The organism is Winogradskyella litorisediminis (assembly GCF_042675765.1).
GTDB lineage: Bacteria > Bacteroidota > Bacteroidia > Flavobacteriales > Flavobacteriaceae > Winogradskyella > Winogradskyella litorisediminis.
The window spans coordinates 897,243-915,071 of record NZ_JBHTJL010000009.1 but is presented as its reverse complement, the minus strand read 5'-3'; the positions used below and the strand labels follow the sequence as shown (position 1 = coordinate 915,071).

Annotated in this window: 18 protein-coding genes and 1 tRNA gene; 7 read left to right on the top strand and 12 right to left on the bottom strand. The window is 33.7% G+C overall.

Features of this window, described 5'->3' with window-relative positions; translation table 11 throughout:
* Positions 1-35 precede the first annotated feature (35 nt).
* Together rpoN and ACFQ1Q_RS06370 are read left to right on the top strand one after the other, a co-directional pair.
* Entirely contained in the window at positions 36-1,496 is a 1,461-nt protein-coding gene (gene rpoN / locus ACFQ1Q_RS06375) for an RNA polymerase factor sigma-54 (RefSeq protein WP_386129109.1), read from the top strand.
* An 8-nt stretch (positions 1,497-1,504) separates the two neighbouring features.
* Positions 1,505-2,110 (top strand): hypothetical protein, encoded by a 606-nt coding sequence (locus ACFQ1Q_RS06370; RefSeq protein WP_386129107.1) that lies wholly within the window; start codon positions 1,505-1,507, stop codon positions 2,108-2,110.
* Here the strand turns inward: ACFQ1Q_RS06370 and ACFQ1Q_RS06365 are convergent.
* The 8 genes from ACFQ1Q_RS06365 to ACFQ1Q_RS06330 form a co-directional block, all read right to left on the bottom strand.
* Positions 2,105-2,794, bottom strand: coding sequence for a porin family protein (locus ACFQ1Q_RS06365; RefSeq protein ID WP_386129105.1), 690 nt, complete (start codon positions 2,792-2,794; stop codon positions 2,105-2,107). The genes ACFQ1Q_RS06370 and ACFQ1Q_RS06365 overlap by 6 nt on opposite strands.
* A gap of 88 nt (positions 2,795-2,882) precedes the next feature.
* Positions 2,883-3,347: an ExbD/TolR family protein gene (locus ACFQ1Q_RS06360; protein WP_386129103.1), complete on the bottom strand. Its 465-nt coding sequence runs from the start codon at positions 3,345-3,347 to the stop codon at positions 2,883-2,885.
* 5 nt (positions 3,348-3,352) lie between these two features.
* Complete coding sequence (locus ACFQ1Q_RS06355; RefSeq protein ID WP_386129101.1) at positions 3,353-3,988, bottom strand: ExbD/TolR family protein; 636 nt, start codon at positions 3,986-3,988, stop codon at positions 3,353-3,355.
* An 8-nt stretch (positions 3,989-3,996) separates the two neighbouring features.
* Positions 3,997-4,449 (bottom strand): hypothetical protein, encoded by a 453-nt coding sequence (locus tag ACFQ1Q_RS06350; protein ID WP_386129099.1) that lies wholly within the window; start codon positions 4,447-4,449, stop codon positions 3,997-3,999.
* A 9-nt stretch (positions 4,450-4,458) separates the two neighbouring features.
* Positions 4,459-5,232 carry a MotA/TolQ/ExbB proton channel family protein gene (locus ACFQ1Q_RS06345; protein WP_386129097.1) on the bottom strand — a complete coding sequence of 258 codons (774 nt, stop codon included), beginning with the start codon at positions 5,230-5,232 and terminating at the stop codon, positions 4,459-4,461.
* A gap of 74 nt (positions 5,233-5,306) precedes the next feature.
* Positions 5,307-5,394: transfer RNA gene (locus ACFQ1Q_RS06340), tRNA-Ser, on the bottom strand.
* A gap of 71 nt (positions 5,395-5,465) precedes the next feature.
* Positions 5,466-6,491, bottom strand: a complete 1,026-nt coding sequence (locus ACFQ1Q_RS06335; protein ID WP_386129095.1) for an asparaginase — start codon at positions 6,489-6,491, stop codon at positions 5,466-5,468.
* A gap of 5 nt (positions 6,492-6,496) precedes the next feature.
* A complete protein-coding gene (locus ACFQ1Q_RS06330; RefSeq protein WP_386129093.1) occupies positions 6,497-7,264 on the bottom strand; it encodes a TatD family hydrolase in 768 nt (255 codons plus the stop codon).
* Between the two features lie 48 nt (positions 7,265-7,312).
* Between ACFQ1Q_RS06330 and ACFQ1Q_RS06325 the strand changes: the two genes are divergently transcribed.
* Positions 7,313-7,753, top strand: coding sequence for a retropepsin-like aspartic protease (locus ACFQ1Q_RS06325; protein ID WP_386129091.1), 441 nt, complete (start codon positions 7,313-7,315; stop codon positions 7,751-7,753).
* Positions 7,754-8,368: 615 nt separating this feature from the next.
* Here the strand turns inward: ACFQ1Q_RS06325 and odhB are convergent.
* On the bottom strand, positions 8,369-9,619 hold the full coding sequence (odhB, locus tag ACFQ1Q_RS06320; protein ID WP_386129090.1) for a 2-oxoglutarate dehydrogenase complex dihydrolipoyllysine-residue succinyltransferase: 1,251 nt from the start codon (positions 9,617-9,619) through the stop codon (positions 8,369-8,371).
* A 30-nt stretch (positions 9,620-9,649) separates the two neighbouring features.
* The gene (locus ACFQ1Q_RS06315; RefSeq protein ID WP_386129088.1) at positions 9,650-12,406 is read right to left on the bottom strand and encodes a 2-oxoglutarate dehydrogenase E1 component; all 2,757 of its coding nucleotides are present in this window, start codon (positions 12,404-12,406) and stop codon (positions 9,650-9,652) included.
* Positions 12,407-12,518: 112 nt separating this feature from the next.
* Here ACFQ1Q_RS06315 and ACFQ1Q_RS06310 point away from each other — a divergent pair, with 112 nt between their 5' ends.
* On the top strand, positions 12,519-13,034 hold the full coding sequence (locus ACFQ1Q_RS06310; RefSeq protein WP_386129086.1) for an alpha-ketoglutarate decarboxylase: 516 nt from the start codon (positions 12,519-12,521) through the stop codon (positions 13,032-13,034).
* Positions 13,035-13,134: 100 nt separating this feature from the next.
* On the opposite strand, the gene ACFQ1Q_RS06305 is transcribed toward ACFQ1Q_RS06310, so the two are convergent.
* Both ACFQ1Q_RS06305 and ACFQ1Q_RS06300 read right to left on the bottom strand, forming a co-directional pair.
* Positions 13,135-13,485, bottom strand: coding sequence for a hypothetical protein (locus ACFQ1Q_RS06305; protein ID WP_386129085.1), 351 nt, complete (start codon positions 13,483-13,485; stop codon positions 13,135-13,137).
* A gap of 95 nt (positions 13,486-13,580) precedes the next feature.
* Positions 13,581-14,555: a polyprenyl synthetase family protein gene (locus ACFQ1Q_RS06300; protein ID WP_386129083.1), complete on the bottom strand. Its 975-nt coding sequence runs from the start codon at positions 14,553-14,555 to the stop codon at positions 13,581-13,583.
* Positions 14,556-14,674: 119 nt separating this feature from the next.
* Here ACFQ1Q_RS06300 and ACFQ1Q_RS06295 point away from each other — a divergent pair, with 119 nt between their 5' ends.
* Genes ACFQ1Q_RS06295 through ACFQ1Q_RS06285 form a run of 3 tightly spaced genes read left to right on the top strand, consistent with a single transcriptional unit; the run spans position 14,675 to position 17,813 of the window.
* Positions 14,675-15,280: a TetR/AcrR family transcriptional regulator gene (locus ACFQ1Q_RS06295; protein ID WP_386129081.1), complete on the top strand. Its 606-nt coding sequence runs from the start codon at positions 14,675-14,677 to the stop codon at positions 15,278-15,280.
* An 8-nt stretch (positions 15,281-15,288) separates the two neighbouring features.
* Positions 15,289-16,632 carry a TolC family protein gene (locus ACFQ1Q_RS06290; protein WP_386129079.1) on the top strand — a complete coding sequence of 448 codons (1,344 nt, stop codon included), beginning with the start codon at positions 15,289-15,291 and terminating at the stop codon, positions 16,630-16,632.
* 11 nt (positions 16,633-16,643) lie between these two features.
* Positions 16,644-17,813, top strand: coding sequence for an efflux RND transporter periplasmic adaptor subunit (locus tag ACFQ1Q_RS06285; protein ID WP_386129077.1), 1,170 nt, complete (start codon positions 16,644-16,646; stop codon positions 17,811-17,813).
* Positions 17,814-17,829 lie beyond the last annotated feature (16 nt).

Genomic DNA, 17,829 nt, shown 5'->3' with positions numbered 1-17,829 from the left:
GTTTTTTTATTTTTAACTAAATCCTGCAATCAACCATGCTAAAACAATACTTACAATTTAAGTTATCTCAGAAGCTTTCGCCTCAGCAAATTCAGCTCATGAAGCTGATACAATTGCCTACACAAGCTTTTGAACAACGTTTAAAGCAAGAGCTCGAAGAAAACCCAGCATTAGATACAGGAAAAGAAAAAGAAGCTAAGGACGAGTTTGATGAGTTCGACAACTCAAATGACGATTACAACGACAATGATACTATTGATGCAGGCGATATTAATGTAGATGAATATCTAAGTGATGACGAAATTCCAGATTACAGAACACACGCCAATAATTACAGTGCTGATGATGACGAAAAATCTGTGCCATATGCCTCAGGAACATCTTTTACACAGCATTTAATTACTCAACTTAACACTTTTAGACTTAGTGACCAAGAGTACGAAATTGCTCAGTTTTTGGTAGGTAGTGTAGATGAAAGTGGTTACATACGTAGATCATTATCAGATATTACTGATGATTTGGCTTTTACTCAAAATGTTTACACCACTGAAGAAGAAGTTGAAAAAGTATTAGGTATTGTTCATCAATTAGACCCAGCTGGTGTTGGCGCTAGAGATTTACAAGAGTGTTTAAGCATTCAATTACACAGAAAAGAACAACATCCAGATGTTGAGCTAGCAACAAAAATTATAGATAATGCTTTTGATCAGTTTACTAAAAAGCACTATAAAAAATTGATGCAAAAATTTAATATTACCGAAGAGCAACTTAAAGATGCTATTAGTGAGATTGAAAACTTAAATCCAAAACCTGGCGGATCTTACGCTGGTAATAACCGTATGGTAGAGCATGTGGTACCAGATTTTGCTATTAGGATTGTTGATGGCGAATTAGAATTAACGCTTAACGGCCGAAACGCTCCAGAGTTACATGTTTCTCGTAGCTACAATAATATGCTTAAAGGCTATAAAGAGTCGAAGGAAAAAACAAAAGCACAGAAAGATGCTGTAATGTTTATAAAACAAAAATTAGACGCAGCAAAATGGTTTATTGAGGCGGTAAGACAACGCCAGCAAACGCTTTTTGTTACTATGAGTTCTATAATGCATTATCAAAAAGAATATTTTTTAACAGGTGACGAGCGTAATTTAAAGCCAATGATTCTTAAAGATATTGCCGATGAAATTGAAATGGATGTATCTACCGTTTCCCGTGTGGCCAATAGCAAATATGTAGACACACCGTATGGAACAAAGCTAATTAAAGAGTTTTTCTCGGAATCTATGACCAATGACCAAGGTGAAGAAGTTTCAACAAGAGAAATTAAAAAAATTCTCGAAACTGTTATTGAAGAAGAAGACAAAAAGAAACCGCTAACGGACGATAAATTGGCAAAGATTTTAAAGGAAAAAGGCTATCCAATAGCAAGACGTACTGTTGCTAAATATCGTGAGCAATTAGATATTCCTGTGGCACGATTGCGTAAAAAGATTTAAATTCTTGTATGAATTTTATCTTAAAAAGTATATCGTATGTTTTTCATCCTTTGATAATGCCTCTTTTGGGCGTGCTTTTTTATTTTAGTAAAACGCCCCGTTTTATTCCAGAACCTGTTCAGTATGCTAAAGTATTTTCAACTGTGCTACTTACTATTATTCTTCCTCTACTAGTTTATTTTTTGCTCAAAACAATTAAAAAGGTAGATAGTATCTATTTAAAATCTACGGAAGAGCGAAAATTGCCATTAGTAATTAATGCATTTATAATTAGCCTAGTTATTTCAAAAATATTTCCTGCTGATGAAATAATAGAATTGTATTTCTTTTTTATTGGTGTCTTAATCTCAACAATACTTTGTTTTATTTTCACTTTATTAAAGACAAAAGCGAGTATTCATATGCTAGCAGCTAGTGGATTTTTTATGTTTGCAGTATTGCTAAGTCTTCATTTTAAAATAAACGTAAATGGCACTATTGCTATGATGGCATTTTTATTAGGAGCTATTGCAACATCGAGATTATATTTAAAAGCACACACATACCCAGAGTTACTTTATGGGCTATTGATAGGTATAATACCGCAACTATTTTTGTTTAGATTTTGGTTATAATATATAGAATATTAAACCTACTCGTAGCGCCTTTAAATCTATAGATTCTCCATTTAATTTTGCATCATCATTAAATATTGGATTTAAGCCGTAATACAATTGAAAATTCCATGTTCCATAACCAGCACTTAGCGTTAAGCCATACTGAATTTTATTAAATTCATCTAAATTTGAAAGGTTTTGGCTTAGAGTATTACTTTCCAATCTAGATGAATTATAAAAAAGATAGCTAATTTTAATACCTGAATAAATGCGCCAAAATTTATAATCAGTTGGTGTTGATGTACGCCATCTAAATTCAATGGGCAAATCAATTAAATAGTTGGTAAATTTATTTTTTGATACATCAGTTAATATAGCATCACTATTATTAAACTGAGTTCCGTTTACATTTTGAGTGATTGCTAAATTTTGATTATAAGAATTTAATGATACTCCTAAGCCAACTCCTATTGCCCAATTTCGTTTTTCATTAATTGGCATATCACGAATAAAACCAAGATGAAATCCAGTAGATAAATCAGTAGAACTTATGCCATCCGGTTTGTTATGTAAAGCGTTATAAGTAATAGAGGCGTAAAATTGGTCTTCTCTATATTTTGTGTCTATGCTTACAGATAAACTATCTTGTGCTAGACCAGACAAAACAAAAAACAATGATATGAGGCTAAAGAATAAACGCATTACGTAAAGCTATAAAAATTAAATATTTATTGGGCAAAAAAAAAGCGTTATGATTATATCATAACGCTTTTTGTAAATTAAGATTTTATTATTCATCTGCTTTTTTACCAGTAATGTACATGATTTTTAAAGCATTTGCTTCTCTTAGCTCTTGCTTAACGTCAGATATGATTCCGGCATTTGTTTTTTCATCTACTTTAAAGGCAATAACTACACGGTCTTTAAGTTCTTCAGGCAACGTAGCGATATATTCAAAAACAGCAGGTTGAATAGCATCAATATCAACAAATGCGTCATTGATTTGAATACGTGCTTCAGTACCTAAATTTTTGAATTGCTCACTTGGTTTACCAGCATAGATAAACATTGTTCTGTCTTTTTTAAGCTTCTCAATTTGGTCTGCGACCGGAAGTGTATTTTCTACCATTGTAGAACTATCTCTCATCACGGTTGCCACCATAAAAAAGAATAATAGCATAAATACAATGTCTGGTAAAGATGCCGTCGATATCGCCGGTAATTCACCACCTTTTTTCTTCTTAAATTTAGACATACTTATTAGTTTTTATCTGGTTCTGCTTCCGAAAGTTTCATAGGAAACATATCCTTAATTCTGGTAATCTGCTCATTAAGTTTTTCATCCTTACTAAACTGATTTTTCTCTTTCTCTTCTAACATAGAAGCAAAGGAACGATTGTAAAGTCGCTGAGCTTCTCTTTCTCTTAGCTCATTATAAGCTGCAACAAGTTCGTTTTGTACCTCGATATATCTACCGTAAGATGTTTCGCGATCATGTTTTAGTGTTATAATTGCTTTATCAGGGTGATCAGACGATGCTCTATCTCCATGCTGTTCAGTATTAAGACGCTTGCCTTTACAGTAATCACATCTTTCACCTGCTGCATTTGTACCTCCTCCATTATCTAGGAAGTCGATAGCGGCTTGTCTTAAATCCTTAATGTCCATTTCTTCTTCTTCAACCAGCAATCTATCGTCACGGTTTACTAAAACCGTAAATAAATTTCGCTCCTTAATAATTGGAGGTTCAGTTTGAGAATCGTCAATTGGAGGTAAACTTCTTAAGATACCTTTATCTTTTTCGATAGTCGTAGTTACCAAGAAAAATATCAATAGTAAGAAAGCAATGTCAGCCATTGAACCGGCATTAACCTCTGGTGCTGCTCTTTTTGCCATAATTTCTACTATTTAGTTAATACTTTTTTTACGCCTGAAAAAATCATTGAAACTGCTGCAACACCTAATAATACGTAAAATGCTATTAAGCCTGCACCTACCATTTTAGATTGACCTTCTGTTGCCATCTCATCTCCAGATTTATATAAACCTAAATCAAATGATTGATCTGCTCCATTCGCTAAAACATAGGATATTACTAATACTGCTGCAAAAGCTCCTACGCCTATTAATGTGTTTTTTAATCCTGCTGTATTTGTAAATAAATTTGTAATTACAAATATGACTACAAAAAGCAACACTAAACCTAACATTACATAAGCCACATAGGCCATCGGGTCGACTAAGCCAGCCGCTTCTCCACTCTTAATAGCGTCATCTCCGGCTGCGATAATTCGCACCAAAAAAACGATACCAAGAACACCCAGAATGGCTGCTACTATTTTTAATATTTTGTGCATATCTATTTCTTATTTTTTGTGTCTTACTAATAAATCCATCAAAGTGATAGATGCGTCTTCCATATCATTTACAATACTATCAATCTTTGCGATAATATAGTTGTAAAAAATTTGAAGGATGATAGCTACAATAAGACCAAATACTGTTGTTAAAAGTGCTACTTTAATACCACCTGCTACTAATGAAGGTTGCATATCTCCTGCAGCTTCAATTTTATCAAAGGCTTGAATCATACCAATTACTGTACCCATGAAACCAAGCATTGGTGCTAAAGCGATAAATAAAGAAATCCAAGAAACGTTTTTCTCTAATTGTCCCATTTGTACACCACCATAAGCAACTACTGCTTTTTCAGCAGCATCGATATCTTCGTCTGCACGGTCTAAACCTTGGTAAAAGATAGATGCAACAGGTCCTTTAGTGTTTCTACAAACTTCCTTAGCTGCCTCAATTCCTCCAGAAGCTAAAGCATCTTCTACATTTTGAGTTAATTTTTTTGTGTTTGTTGTAGATAAGTTTAAAAAGATAATTCTTTCTATAGCAATTGCTAAACCAAGAATTAAACATAATAAAACAATCCCCATAAATCCAGGACCACCTTCAATAAATCTCTTTTTTAATTCTTGATGAAACCCTAAATTTTCTCCATCTGCTGAAGTTTCGTCTTGGGCTACATTTGCAACGGCTGTTGTTGCTGAAGCTACTGCTGTTGTTGCGTTTGCGTTAACAGTTCCGATAACCATTAAACATGTAATGGCTAGGATAGAAAATAATCTTTTCATTGTCTTGAATCTTAATTTTATTAGTTAAAGTGTTAAAGATAAAAAAAATAATGTAACTGCATAAGAAATATCAGCAGAGAGGAAGGGATTCGAACCCTCGAAACGCTTTTGGCGTTTACACACTTTCCAGGCGTGCGCCTTCGACCACTCGGCCACCTCTCTGTAAATCTTAAAAATTACAGAACGCCAAATAACAAAAAAAACTTCAAACGCTAAAATTTGATAAGTTAATTTTATGACAATTCGCCGCGTAAGGAAGTTTCAAAAATAGTCTTAAATTCTAAAGGACTAATATCCTGACCTATAAGATACATTAATTTAGTAATTGCAGCTTCTGTAGTAAGATTTTTTCCTGAGATAACACCTATAGTTTTTAGTTGAGAACTGGTTTCGTACTGCCCCATAATAACACTTCCACCCGAACATTGTGTTACGTTTATAATATACACGCCCCGTTTTATGGCTTTTTGCAATAATGCAATAAACCAATCTTCGGTAGTAGCATTTCCAGAACCATAGGTTTCTAAAACTAAACCTTTTATAAGTTTGCTGGTTAGTACAGCTTCTAGAATAGGTTTAGAAATACCAGGAAACAGCTTTAAAATAGCTACATTAGTGTCCATTTTTTTATTAACACTCAATGTCTTTTTAAAATTTGGCTTTAGCAAATAGGGCTTATTAATATTAAGATGTACTCCTGACTCAGCCAAGTGTGGAAAATTTAATGAGGCAAAGGCCTCAAAATGCTCAGCGTTAATTTTGGTGGTTCTATTGCCTCTATATAATTTGTATTCAAAATATAAACCAACTTCTCTAACAACAGATTCTCCATTATCCATCAAAGATGCTAACTGAATAGAAGTTATTAAGTTTTCTTTGGCGTCTGTACGTAAGTCACCTATTGGAAGTTGAGAACCTGTAAAAATGACTGGTTTTGCCAAATTTTCTAATATAAAACTTAAAGCGGAAGCAGAATAGCTCATTGTATCACTTCCATGTAAGACTACAAAACCATCAAATTTTTCATAATACTCTTTAATAATGTCTGCAATTTGACACCAATAAGTCGGATTCATGTTAGAGGAGTCAATCGGCTCTTCGAAGGACACGGTTTCAATCTTGCAATCAATAAGTCGTAGCTCCGGAATTCGTTTTAGCAAATTATTAAAATCAAATGCTCTTAAAGCACCCGTTTTGGAATCTTTAATCATTCCAATTGTTCCGCCAGTATATATTAAAAGTATGTTTGGTTTGTTCATAATTATTAAATACCAAAAACGGCTTTTGAGTTTGCTGTTGTAATCTCGGCGATTTCTTCTTTTGAAACATTATATATTTTAGATAATTTATCTAACACCTTTAATATATAAGCACTCTCATTACGTTTGCCCCGATATGGTTTTGGAGCTAGATAAGGTGAATCTGTTTCTAAAACAATATGCTTTAATTCAATTTGATTAATAAACTGGTCAATTTTTCCGTTTTTAAATGTTACAACTCCACCAATTCCTAATTTCATATTATAAGATATGGCTGTTTGTGCTTGTTCTAAATTTCCCGTAAAACAGTGAAAAATTCCGTACAAATCATCTCCCTTTTCTTCTTCTAAAACTTGAAAAATTTCATCAAACGCCTCACGACAGTGAATAACTATAGGAAGCTTAAGCTTTTTCGCAAGCTGAATTTGATGCTTAAAAGCTTCAATTTGAATCTCTAAGGTGCTTTTGTCCCAATACAAATCTATTCCTATTTCACCTATGGCAAAAAAATTTCGACTTGCCAATTGTTCTTCAACATGTTGCAACTCTTCTGTATAATTGTCTTTTACAGAAGTTGGATGCAAACCCATCATTAAATACACATTATCAGAAAATTTTTTCTCAAGCGCATACATTGATTGGGTATAACTTGAATCAATTGCAGGAATAAAAAAACGTGATACACCAGCATCTATAGCTCTTTGAATCATTTCGCTTTGGTCTTCTTCAAAAGCTTCGCTATATAAATGCGTGTGTGTATCTGTTATAATCATATGACAAAAATAAATGTTTATAAGCTTATATTTACATAAAGAAGAAAAATGGATGCACTCAAAGATTTTATGGCTCAAAAAGGGTATTCAAAAGTAAAATTGAAACTTACCAAAACCAACCATTTTGAAATTAAAGCCAAAATAAACAACGTTGTTGGTCGATTTATCCTTGATACCGGTGCGTCTAGTAGTTGTGTTGGGTTTGAGGCTATCGAAAAATTTAATTTAAAAGTCATTGACTCCGAAATAAAAGCAGTTGGAGCTGGTGCTTCTAACATGCTTACGCAATTATCAAAATCTAACACCATAAAAATTGGTAAATGGAAAAATAGTCGATTAGCTTTAGTTTTGTTTAATCTTAGCCATGTTAATGAAGGGTTTTTAATACATGAAGCGGATGCCGTTGATGGTATTATTGGCGCAGATATTTTGAAAAAGGGTAAGGCTGTAATTGATTACGATAAAAAATACTTATATCTAAAAAGTTAAACAAATTAGACGTAACTATCAATAAATGAAATAGTTAATATTTGTTTTTGTATTAAATATATTGACTTTTATTTTTCAAATCAAAAAGATAATAACAAGTTTAGTGTTTAGATAGCTTAAATCTTCAATAGTGATTACTATTTAATAAATAAGTCTATTGTTTAAAAGGGAATAGCATTAATTTAATTTTTGTATCTAAGAGGGAAAGCGCAGTCATAAAAATTGCGCTTTTATTTTTTTAAAATTTTTAAAAAAATTAAATTGTTAATAATCAGTGCTTTAAATTTTTTAAAATACGTAATTTTACGGATAGCCAAGTCGCATTAATTTTAGAAATTTACATTATCATTAGTTAGATAAAAAACATTGAAGTCATTGCATTATATGAAAAACAACAACAGTAAAATATTTATGTTACTATTGATAATAAGTACTGTAGTTATAGTTACTGCAAATATCTCTTTGATTTTTAGTTAATTAGTTAGTTTATAATTAGATGATTTGTTTTGTCTAATACCAATAAAAAGCGCAGTTTGGGGGAATTGCACTTTTTAATTGCAAAAAATAATCCCCAAGAAATTGGGGATTATTTTATTATTTGGCCAAAAGAGAAAATTACATCTCCAAAGCTTTCTTCACATCGTTGTCCATTAATAATTCTGTTGGATTTTCTAGAGCTTCTTTTACTGCAACTAAAAACCCTACAGATTCTTTACCATCAATAATTCTATGATCATACGATAAAGCTACGTACATTATTGGACGAATCTCCACTTTACCATCAATAGCAACTGGGCGCTCAACAATGTTGTGCATTCCTAAAATTCCACTTTGTGGCGGGTTAATAATTGGTGTGGATAACATACTTCCAAAAACACCACCATTAGAAATGGTAAATGTTCCGCCTGTCATCTCGTCAACTGTAATTTTTCCATCTCGAGCTCTTAAAGCTAGTCGCTTTACCTCAGCTTCTACTCCTCTAAAAGATAAATTTTCGGCATTTCTTATAACTGGAACCATTAAACCTTTTGGTCCAGATACAGCTATACTTACGTCTACAAAATCGTAAGAAACCATTTCTTTACCATCTATCATAGAGTTAACAGCAGGATACATTTTTAATGCACGTACAACTGCTAATGTAAAGAAACTCATAAATCCGAGACTTACACCATGCTTCGCTTTAAAGTCTTCTTTATACTGTTTACGAAGCTCAAAAATTGGAGACATATCCACTTCGTTAAACGTAGTTAACATTGCTGTAGTATTCTTAGCTTCAACTAAACGTTCTGCGACTTTACGACGCAACATTGACATTTTACTACGAGACGTTCCGCGGTTTCCACCAGATGGTGTTCCCATTGAAGGTACTGCTTTGATTGCATCATCTTTAGTAACGCGACCATCTTTTCCTGTGCCAGAAACAGATTTAGCATCAATACCTCTTTCGTCTAAAATTTTACGAGCTGCAGGACTCGGAGTACCAGAAGCATATGTTTTTTCAGCAGGATTTGGTGCTTTTTCACCAGTATTTTTAGTTGCTTCCTGTTCTTTCTTTAATTCTTCTGCAACATTTTCCTCATTACCTCCTTCATCTCCGCCTTCGTATGTTTTTGTTGATGGCGCTGTAGCTTCTGTATCAATTAAACACACAACTGCACCTACAGCAACTGCGTCACCTTCTTCAGCCTTTAAGGTAATTGTTCCGCTGGCTTCTGCTGGTAATTCTAAAGTTGCTTTATCACTATCCACCTCAGCGATAGCTTGGTCTTTTTCTACGTAATCGCCATCTTGGACTAACCATTCTGCAATTTCTACTTCTGTAATCGATTCGCCTGGAGAAGGCACTTTCATTTCTAAAATCATCGTATAATGTTATTTATGCGGATACTTTAATTATCGTTGGTTGTTTTTTGTTTTATCAAATACATAGTCCATCACTTCTTGATGTCTTGCTTTTGAGCGTGTTGAGCTTCCTGCGGCAGGCGCACCGTAAGGTCTTCTGCTTGCTGATCGCCATGTTTTTACTTCATCTAAATGCATCAACATATGGCTATAAGCACCCATATTTCGAGGTTCTTCTTGTGCCCAAACAACATCATCAGCATTTTTATATTTTTTTAATATCGCTCTTATATCATCTGTTGGTAAAGGAAATAATTGCTCTATTCTAACAAAGGCAATATCATCTCTCTCCAATTTTTCTTGTTCTTCTTGTAAATCGTAAAAGAATTTACCTGTAACGAATACTAGAGTTTTTATTTTATCTGCATTAGCGTTCTCATCATCTATAACCATTCTAAAACTTCCGTTTGCAAACTCTTCAACGGTTGAAACTACTTTTGGATGACGTAATAAACTTTTTGGAGAAAATACGACTAAAGGCTTTCTAAAGTTTGCCTTCATTTGTCGTCTTAACAAATGAAACATATTTGCTGGTGTTGTACAATCTGCCATGTACATATTATCTTTTGCACACATTTGTAAATAACGTTCCATGCGCGCTGAAGAATGTTCTGCACCTTGACCTTCGTAACCGTGTGGCAATAACATAACGAGACCGTTTTGTGTTTTCCACTTATCTTCACCAGAAGAAATATATTGGTCAATCATTATTTGTGCACCATTACTGAAATCTCCAAATTGCGCTTCCCATATGGTAAGTGTATTTGGGCTTGCCATAGCATATCCATAATCAAAACCAACTACGCCATATTCAGATAATAACGAATTATAAATATTAAATTGCCCTTGATTTTCTGATACGTTTTTAAGCAACACAATCTCTTCTTCACTATCTTCAACCTTAACTACAGCGTGTCTGTGACTAAATGTTCCACGCTCAACATCTTGACCAGAAATACGTACATTATAACCTTCGGTTAGTAAACTACCGTAAGCCAAATGCTCTGCCATTGCCCAATCTAATTTGTTGTCATCAAACATCGTTTGACGAGACTCTACCAAGCGCTGAATCTTGCGAATAAACTTTTTATCCTTTGGTAAATTAGAAATGGTTTTTGTGATTTCGGCTAACAAATCCTTAGATACGGTTGTATCAATTGGCTTAATCATTTCAGCTTCATCAACACGTACAAAATCTTTCCACTGTTCTTCCATAAATGGTGAAATAACAGTTTTGTCTTGTTTACGAGAATCTTCTAACTTTTCTTCTAATTTATCTTTGTATTCTTTTTCAATCTTTTTTACGTAGCCTTCGTCAATAATGCCTTCTCTTAGTAAGCGTTCTGCATAAATATCTCTCGGATTTTGATGCTTTGCAATAGCTTTGTATAATAGTGGCTGTGTAAACTTAGGCTCATCACCTTCGTTATGACCATATTTTCTATAACCCAATAAATCTATAAAAACATCCCGCTTAAATTGCATTCTAAATTCTAAAGCGAATAATGTCGCATGAACAACCGCTTCAGCATCATCTGCATTGACGTGTAATACTGGCGAAAGTGTTACTTTGCCTACATCTGTACAATATGTACTTGAGCGCGCGTCTAGATAATTGGTCGTAAACCCAATTTGGTTGTTAACAACAATATGAATTGTACCATTTGTTTTATAACCTTCTAATTGTGCCATTTGCACAACCTCATAAACCAAACCTTGACCTGCAATAGCTGCATCTCCATGAACTACAATCGGTAGTACTTGAGAGGCATTTTCTATTTCATTTTTATCTTGCTTAGCTCTAGAAATTCCTTCGACAACTGCACCTACCGTTTCTAAATGTGATGGATTTGGAGCAATTGTTAAATTTATGCGTTTACCTTGGTCTGTTTCGCGATCGCTCGTCCAACCCAAATGGTATTTTACATCGCCATCGAAAATTTGTTCTTCGTAATCTTTACCATCAAACTCACTAAAAATATCTTTTGCAGATTTTCCAAAAATATTAGTTAATGTACTTAATCTTCCTCGGTGAGCCATGCCCATGACAAACTCTTTTACGCCATCATTAGCTGCCTTTTCAATCAATGCATCTAAAGCTGGAATTAAAGATTCATTTCCTTCAAGAGAAAAACGTTTCTGACCCACATATTTGGTGTGTAAGAAATTTTCGAAAGACACAGCTTCGTTTAATTTACGAAGAATATTTTTCTTTTCATCAGCCGAAAACTTTGAATGATTATCGTTGATGTTTAATTTTTTCTGAATCCAATTAATCTCATCTGGTTGACGGATGTACATGTATTCTACACCAATAGAGTCGCAATAAATTGCCTCTAAATGATCTATAATTTGTTGTAGAGTCACAGAGCCGAGACCAATTATTTCACCTGCAGAAAATTTGGTTTGTAAATCGTTTTGAGAAAGACCAAAATTCTCAATTTCTAAAGTCGGTGCATATTTACGTCGTGCTCTAACAGGATTTGTTTTTGTGAATAAATGCCCACGATTACGATAGCCGTCAATTAGTTTAACTACCTGAAATTCTTTTTGAACCTGCTCAGGAATCATTGTAGACACGCCTTCAACTATGGTGTCGTTTTCTCCTATAGTTTCTGTACCAAAATCATAACCTTGAAAAAAGGCACGCCAACTTGGTTCTACAGAATCTGGATTTTTTAGATATTGGTCGTATAAATCGGCGAAATATGCCGTATGTGCTGCGTTAAGAAAGGAATATTTATCCATTTGTTTTTTTGAGACGTTTTCGTTTCAATAAAATTTTAACAAAAGTACAACTTTTAGCATTTATAAGACGCATTTAGTATATTTACTAACATAGTTTTATGAATTTGTAAATATGAAATCATTTTTATTGGTAATTGCCTTTGTTTTTTTTAGTTTTTTGAGTTTTTCGCAACAAGAAAACAATTCCAATTCCTTTTGGAATAATGTAAGATTTGGTGGTGGTATTGGTCTTAATTTTGGTAATGGTTTTTTTAGTGGAACTTTAGCTCCGCAAGCCATTTATGATGTAAATCCTTACTTTTCAACCGGTGTTGGTCTTACAGGTAGTTACAGTAGCCAACGCGATGTTTTTAACTCTACTATTCTTGGTGGAAGTTTAATTGCACTTACCAATCCGTTTCCGACAGTACAAGTCTCTGCAGAATTAGAACAAGTGAATGTCAACACAACTTTTGATTCTAATTTTACCTCAACACGCGACCCAAATTTTTGGGCAACAGCACTATTTTTAGGTGTTGGATACCGTTCAGGCAACGTAACATTTGGCGTAAGATACGACGTGCTTTACGATGAAGATAAAAGCATATATGCAGACCCTTGGTTGCCGTTTGTTAGGCTTTGGTTTTAAAAAAAGCCCATCCTAACCTTCCCAAAGGGAAGGAATGCCACTGTTATAAAAAATAACTAACGAATTATACGCATGAGTATTCCCTTTCCTTTGGAAAGGGTTAGGAAAAGGCCGATTTATACCAAACCTTCTGCCATTCTCTTTGCAATATCAAAAAGGTAACTTCTTCTGAAAGTTTTGCTGTATCATCACTTGCTAAATTTCTGACTTTAGCTTCAGACACATCAACGATATAAAGTAGATTGAGATAATCTGAAAATTTATTTTGAATAAGATTGAATATTTCTTCGCGAAGTAAGTATTTGAGACTTGTTGGTAAAACTTCTATATCAAATTCTAAATCTACATTTGCGTATAACAAATCTTTATTAAGTTGAATTATGAGTTTTTTGTAAAGTTGAAGCGAATTAGCTTCTTGGATTAGTCCTTCAAAATTTATAGGCAATTTCATAACTTATCTTTTAATTCCCTTCAAATTTTAATAAGAAAAGTTTATCCCGCAACAGTGATACTTCTTCCATTTGGGAAGATTGAGATGGTCTTTTTTTAAACATTCCTCGTCATCAACCAAAGCCCAAATTGCTTTAGCATTTGCTTTTTCTCATCACTAATATTTAGCAATTTTAAAATACCGAATGCTTTTTCCGTATAATCTTCTACCGCTTTTTTAGTTGCATCTTTAGCCCCAGATTTTGTAAAAATTTGTGTAATAACTTCTAATTTTTCTTGAGGATTTTCAGGCTGTGACGAAAACCATTTTAATAAATTAACCTTATCTTCATCAGTCGCAAATTCCATTGCTTTTAAATACAAATAGGTTTTTTTATTTTCAATAATATCGCCACCAACTTGTTTTCCGAAAGTTTCAGGATTTCCAAAAGCATCCAAATAATCATCTTGTAGTTGAAAAGCGATACCGAGATTTCTTCCAAAGTCGTAAATCGCATCTTGATTGTCTTTAGAAGTTTCTGCTACAATCGCTCCCATTTTCATGGCGCCACCAACTAAAACTGCGGTTTTATATTCAATCATTTTTAGATATTCATCAATAGTAACGTCATTTCGGGTTTCAAAATCCACATCGGATTGTTGGCCTTCACAAACCTCGATAGCCGTTTTGCTAAAGACTTTTGCTAAAGCTTGAAACGTTTCTGGTTTGTAATTTTCAAACAACTGATACGCCATTATAAGCATTACGTCACCCGAAAGAATACCTGTATTAATATCCCATTTTTCGTGTACGGTTTCTTTACCACGACGCAATGGTGCGTCATCCATAATATCATCGTGTACTAAAGAAAAATTATGAAACACCTCAACGCTTAATGCCGCATCCATGGCTTTATTATAATCGCCATCAAAACAGTCGCAAGCGAGTAAAGTTAAAACGGGCCGCAATCGCTTTCCTCCTAAATCTAGGATATAATTAACTGGGTCGTAAAGGTTTTTTGGGTGGCGTTCTTCAATATAATTTTGCAAATAATTGACAAAAGCCGTTTGATAGGTTGAGATGTTATTCATATTACAAAAATACGTTTTCGGCATATTATAGTTAAGTATTCAGAATGTTAAAAAAACATTAAAACGAAGGAAACTATTTTTGTTTTTAAAGTTTCCTGTTGTACTTTTGCATTCAAATTATGAAAGAAAATATAGTAAATAAAGCATCTGAGCTGTTCTTAACCCTAGGATTTAAGAGTGTTACCATGGATGATATTGCTAACGAGATGGGTATTTCAAAAAAAACCATTTACAAGCATTTTAGTAATAAAACCAAATTGGTAGAAGCTGTAACCTTTACACTTTTTGAAAATATCTGCGACGGAATTGATTGTATTTGCAACAATGCGCATAACCCAATTGAAGAACTTTATGACATTAAGATGTTTGTAATGAAACATCTTAAAAATGAAAAAGCATCACCGCAATATCAACTTAAAAAATACTATCCACCAATCCATGATTTGTTGAAACAGAAACAGTTTGACAAAATGCAAGATTCCGTATCGGACAGTTTACAAAAAGGTATAGATACTGGTGTATTTAGATCTAACATTGATGTAGATTTTATATCACGCCTTTACTTTAATGGAATGACAGGTATTAAGGACGAAACAATTTTTCCTAGAGAAAAATTTAACATGGAATACCTCATGGAAAACTTTTTAGAATACCATTTGAGAGCCATCGTTACCGAAAAAGGCTTTGAAATATTAAACCAATTTATAACCAAAAATCAATCTTAACCCAAATAATGAAACATATTATAACAATCTGTTTTCTTGCTGTTTTTAGTTTCGGTTTTTCTCAAGACTTACCGAGTAGTTTTACACTGCAAGAAGCTATAGATTATGCCTTAAAAAATAACAGGCAAGCTCAAAATGCTCAAAAGGACATTGCTGCTGCTGAAAAGCAAAAATGGGAAACTACAGCTACAGGTTTACCGCAATTAAACGCATCAGCTAATTACCAAAACTTTTTAAAACAACAAGTTTCGGTTGTACCAGCAGAATTCTTTGGAGGAAACCCTGGTGAATTTGCCGAAGTTATTTTTGGCACTAAGCAAAATGCAACAGCAACAGCAACACTTAACCAGCTATTATTTGATGGCTCTTATATTGTAGGATTACAATCTGCGAAAGTATTTCTTCAAATTTCTGAAAACGCTAAAGTAAAAACAGATTTAGAAGTTAGAAAAGCCGTTATCGAAGCATATGGTAACGTCCTACTTGCTAAAGAAAGCGTTGCCATTGGCGAAAAAAATATTGAAGTCATTCAAAAAAATCTCAACGATACTCAGAAAATCTATGAAAATGGTTTAGAAGAAGAAGAAAGCGTTGAGCAGCTTCAAATTACGCTGTCAAATTTGCAAAGCAACCTCAACAACGCTAAACGTCTCTTAGACATTGCCAAACAAATGCTAAACATTACAATGGGCATAGAGTTTAATGCAAATATTTCTTTGACTGACTCTTTAGAAACTTTGACTATTCAGAATATAAATCTTAGCACATTAACCACTGATATTACTGTTGAGAATACCATAGATTATAGAATTGCGTCAAATGATAAAACATCAAAAGAGCTTTTGGTTAAACTCGAAAAAAGTAAAGCTTTACCAAGCTTATCAGCTTATTTAAATGGTGGATACAATAGTTTTTCTGATGATTTTGTATTCTTCGATAACAATAACGAATGGTTTGGATTTTCAAGTTTTGGACTTAATCTTAACGTACCCATTTTTAGTTCTGGAAAACGAAGCGCAGCTACGCAACGAGCAGAAATTAATCTTGAAAAGGCACAAAATAATCTAACGGAAACTGAACAACGCTTAAAACTTCAGATTGCATCAGCACAAAGCAATTACCGTTTTGCTGTAGAAGATTATGAAAACAAAAAGCTTAACCTCCGTTTAGCAGAACGTATTGAAAACAAAAACCAAACAAAGTTTTTTGAAGGTATTGGCACTAGCTTTGAACTTCAACAAGCACAAACCCAACTTTTTGGCGCACAACAAGACTTATTGCAAAGCATGCTTAATGTTATCAATTCAAAAGCCGCTTTAGAAACATTAACTAATCAAACTACAACCTTTTAAATTTCATAAAAATGAAACGTATATATAAAATCTCAGTTCTTTCGCTTTTACTTGTCGCTTGTGGTGGCGGAGACAAACAAACCGTTGAAGACATTGTTGCTTTAGATAATGTAGAAACCATTCAAGCTAAAAAGAAAGAGTTAGTTGCTCAGCAGCAAGAATTAAATTCGAAAATTAAAAGTTTAGACAATCGTCTAAAAGAATTAAATCCTGATAAAAATGTACCGTTAGTGACAACCATTACTGCAGAATCTTCAGAATTTAATCACTTTTTAGAGCTTCAAGGTAGTGTAGAAACCAAACAAAATTTAGTACTCACGCCAGAGATGAATGGTATTATAACGCGTATTTATGTAAAGGAAGGCGACAAAGTGGCAAAGGGACAAACTTTGGCAAAAATTGATGATGGCGGTTTATCTCAACAACGTGCCCAAATGCAAATTCAGGCAGATTTAGCTAAAACAACTTTTGAAAGACAAAAACGTCTTTGGGACCAAAATATTGGTAGTGAGATTCAATATTTAAATGCAAAATCTAATTACGAATCTATGCAGCAAGCTGTAAGTCAGTTTGACCAGCAATTGTCAAAAACCGTGATGAGAGCACCATTTAGTGGAGTCATTGACGACGTTATTACAGAACAAGGTAATGTTGCTGCTGCTGGACAAACCCAAGTGATGCGCATTGTAAGTTTATCAGATATGTACATTGAAACCGATGTACCAGAAGATTATATTACGAGTGTTACTGAAGGAAAAACTGTACAAGTAGAATTTCCTGTTTTGGGCAAAAAATTAAATGCAAAAGTACGCCAAACAGGTAATTTCATCAATCCCGCAAACAGAACATTTAAGGTTGAAATTGCGGTTCCTAATAGCGATAAAAGTATAAAACCAAACCTTACAGCACGTCTAAAAATCAACGATTACACAAGCGAAGACGCAATACTTATTCCGCAAAGTATCGTTTCTGAAAACGCAAATGGTGAGCAATATATTTATGTGTTAAATAAAAACCAAGATGGATTAAATGCCAAACAAGTTATTATAAAAACAGGCAAAACACAAGACGATAAAATCGAAGTGCTTGAAGGTTTAAAAAGTGGCGATAAAATTATTGATGAAGGCGCTCGTAGCGTAAAAGACGGACAAACTGTTAGAGTTTCAGAACCTATCGTGTAACGCTTAGTCAACCACT

Bases quoted from the DNA above. Each gene is read 5' to 3' on its own strand.
- ACFQ1Q_RS06325 (WP_386129091.1), top strand. From the start codon at position 7,313: ATGGATGCACTCAAAGATTTTATGGCTCAAAAAGGGTATTCAAAAGTA.
- ACFQ1Q_RS06350 (WP_386129099.1), bottom strand. From the start codon at position 4,449: ATGCACAAAATATTAAAAATAGTAGCAGCCATTCTGGGTGTTCTTGGT.
- ACFQ1Q_RS06370 (WP_386129107.1), top strand. From the start codon at position 1,505: ATGAATTTTATCTTAAAAAGTATATCGTATGTTTTTCATCCTTTGATA.
- ACFQ1Q_RS06315 (WP_386129088.1), bottom strand. From the start codon at position 12,406: ATGGATAAATATTCCTTTCTTAACGCAGCACATACGGCATATTTCGCC.
- ACFQ1Q_RS06345 (WP_386129097.1), bottom strand. From the start codon at position 5,232: ATGAAAAGATTATTTTCTATCCTAGCCATTACATGTTTAATGGTTATC.
- ACFQ1Q_RS06285 (WP_386129077.1), top strand. From the start codon at position 16,644: ATGAAACGTATATATAAAATCTCAGTTCTTTCGCTTTTACTTGTCGCT.
- odhB (WP_386129090.1), bottom strand. From the start codon at position 9,619: ATGATTTTAGAAATGAAAGTGCCTTCTCCAGGCGAATCGATTACAGAA.
- ACFQ1Q_RS06330 (WP_386129093.1), bottom strand. From the start codon at position 7,264: ATGATTATAACAGATACACACACGCATTTATATAGCGAAGCTTTTGAA.
- ACFQ1Q_RS06290 (WP_386129079.1), top strand. From the start codon at position 15,289: ATGAAACATATTATAACAATCTGTTTTCTTGCTGTTTTTAGTTTCGGT.
- rpoN (WP_386129109.1), top strand. From the start codon at position 36: ATGCTAAAACAATACTTACAATTTAAGTTATCTCAGAAGCTTTCGCCT.
- ACFQ1Q_RS06360 (WP_386129103.1), bottom strand. From the start codon at position 3,347: ATGTCTAAATTTAAGAAGAAAAAAGGTGGTGAATTACCGGCGATATCG.
- ACFQ1Q_RS06300 (WP_386129083.1), bottom strand. From the start codon at position 14,555: ATGAATAACATCTCAACCTATCAAACGGCTTTTGTCAATTATTTGCAA.
- ACFQ1Q_RS06295 (WP_386129081.1), top strand. From the start codon at position 14,675: ATGAAAGAAAATATAGTAAATAAAGCATCTGAGCTGTTCTTAACCCTA.
- ACFQ1Q_RS06310 (WP_386129086.1), top strand. From the start codon at position 12,519: ATGAAATCATTTTTATTGGTAATTGCCTTTGTTTTTTTTAGTTTTTTG.
- ACFQ1Q_RS06305 (WP_386129085.1), bottom strand. From the start codon at position 13,485: ATGAAATTGCCTATAAATTTTGAAGGACTAATCCAAGAAGCTAATTCG.
- ACFQ1Q_RS06335 (WP_386129095.1), bottom strand. From the start codon at position 6,491: ATGAACAAACCAAACATACTTTTAATATATACTGGCGGAACAATTGGA.
- ACFQ1Q_RS06365 (WP_386129105.1), bottom strand. From the start codon at position 2,794: ATGCGTTTATTCTTTAGCCTCATATCATTGTTTTTTGTTTTGTCTGGT.
- ACFQ1Q_RS06355 (WP_386129101.1), bottom strand. From the start codon at position 3,988: ATGGCAAAAAGAGCAGCACCAGAGGTTAATGCCGGTTCAATGGCTGAC.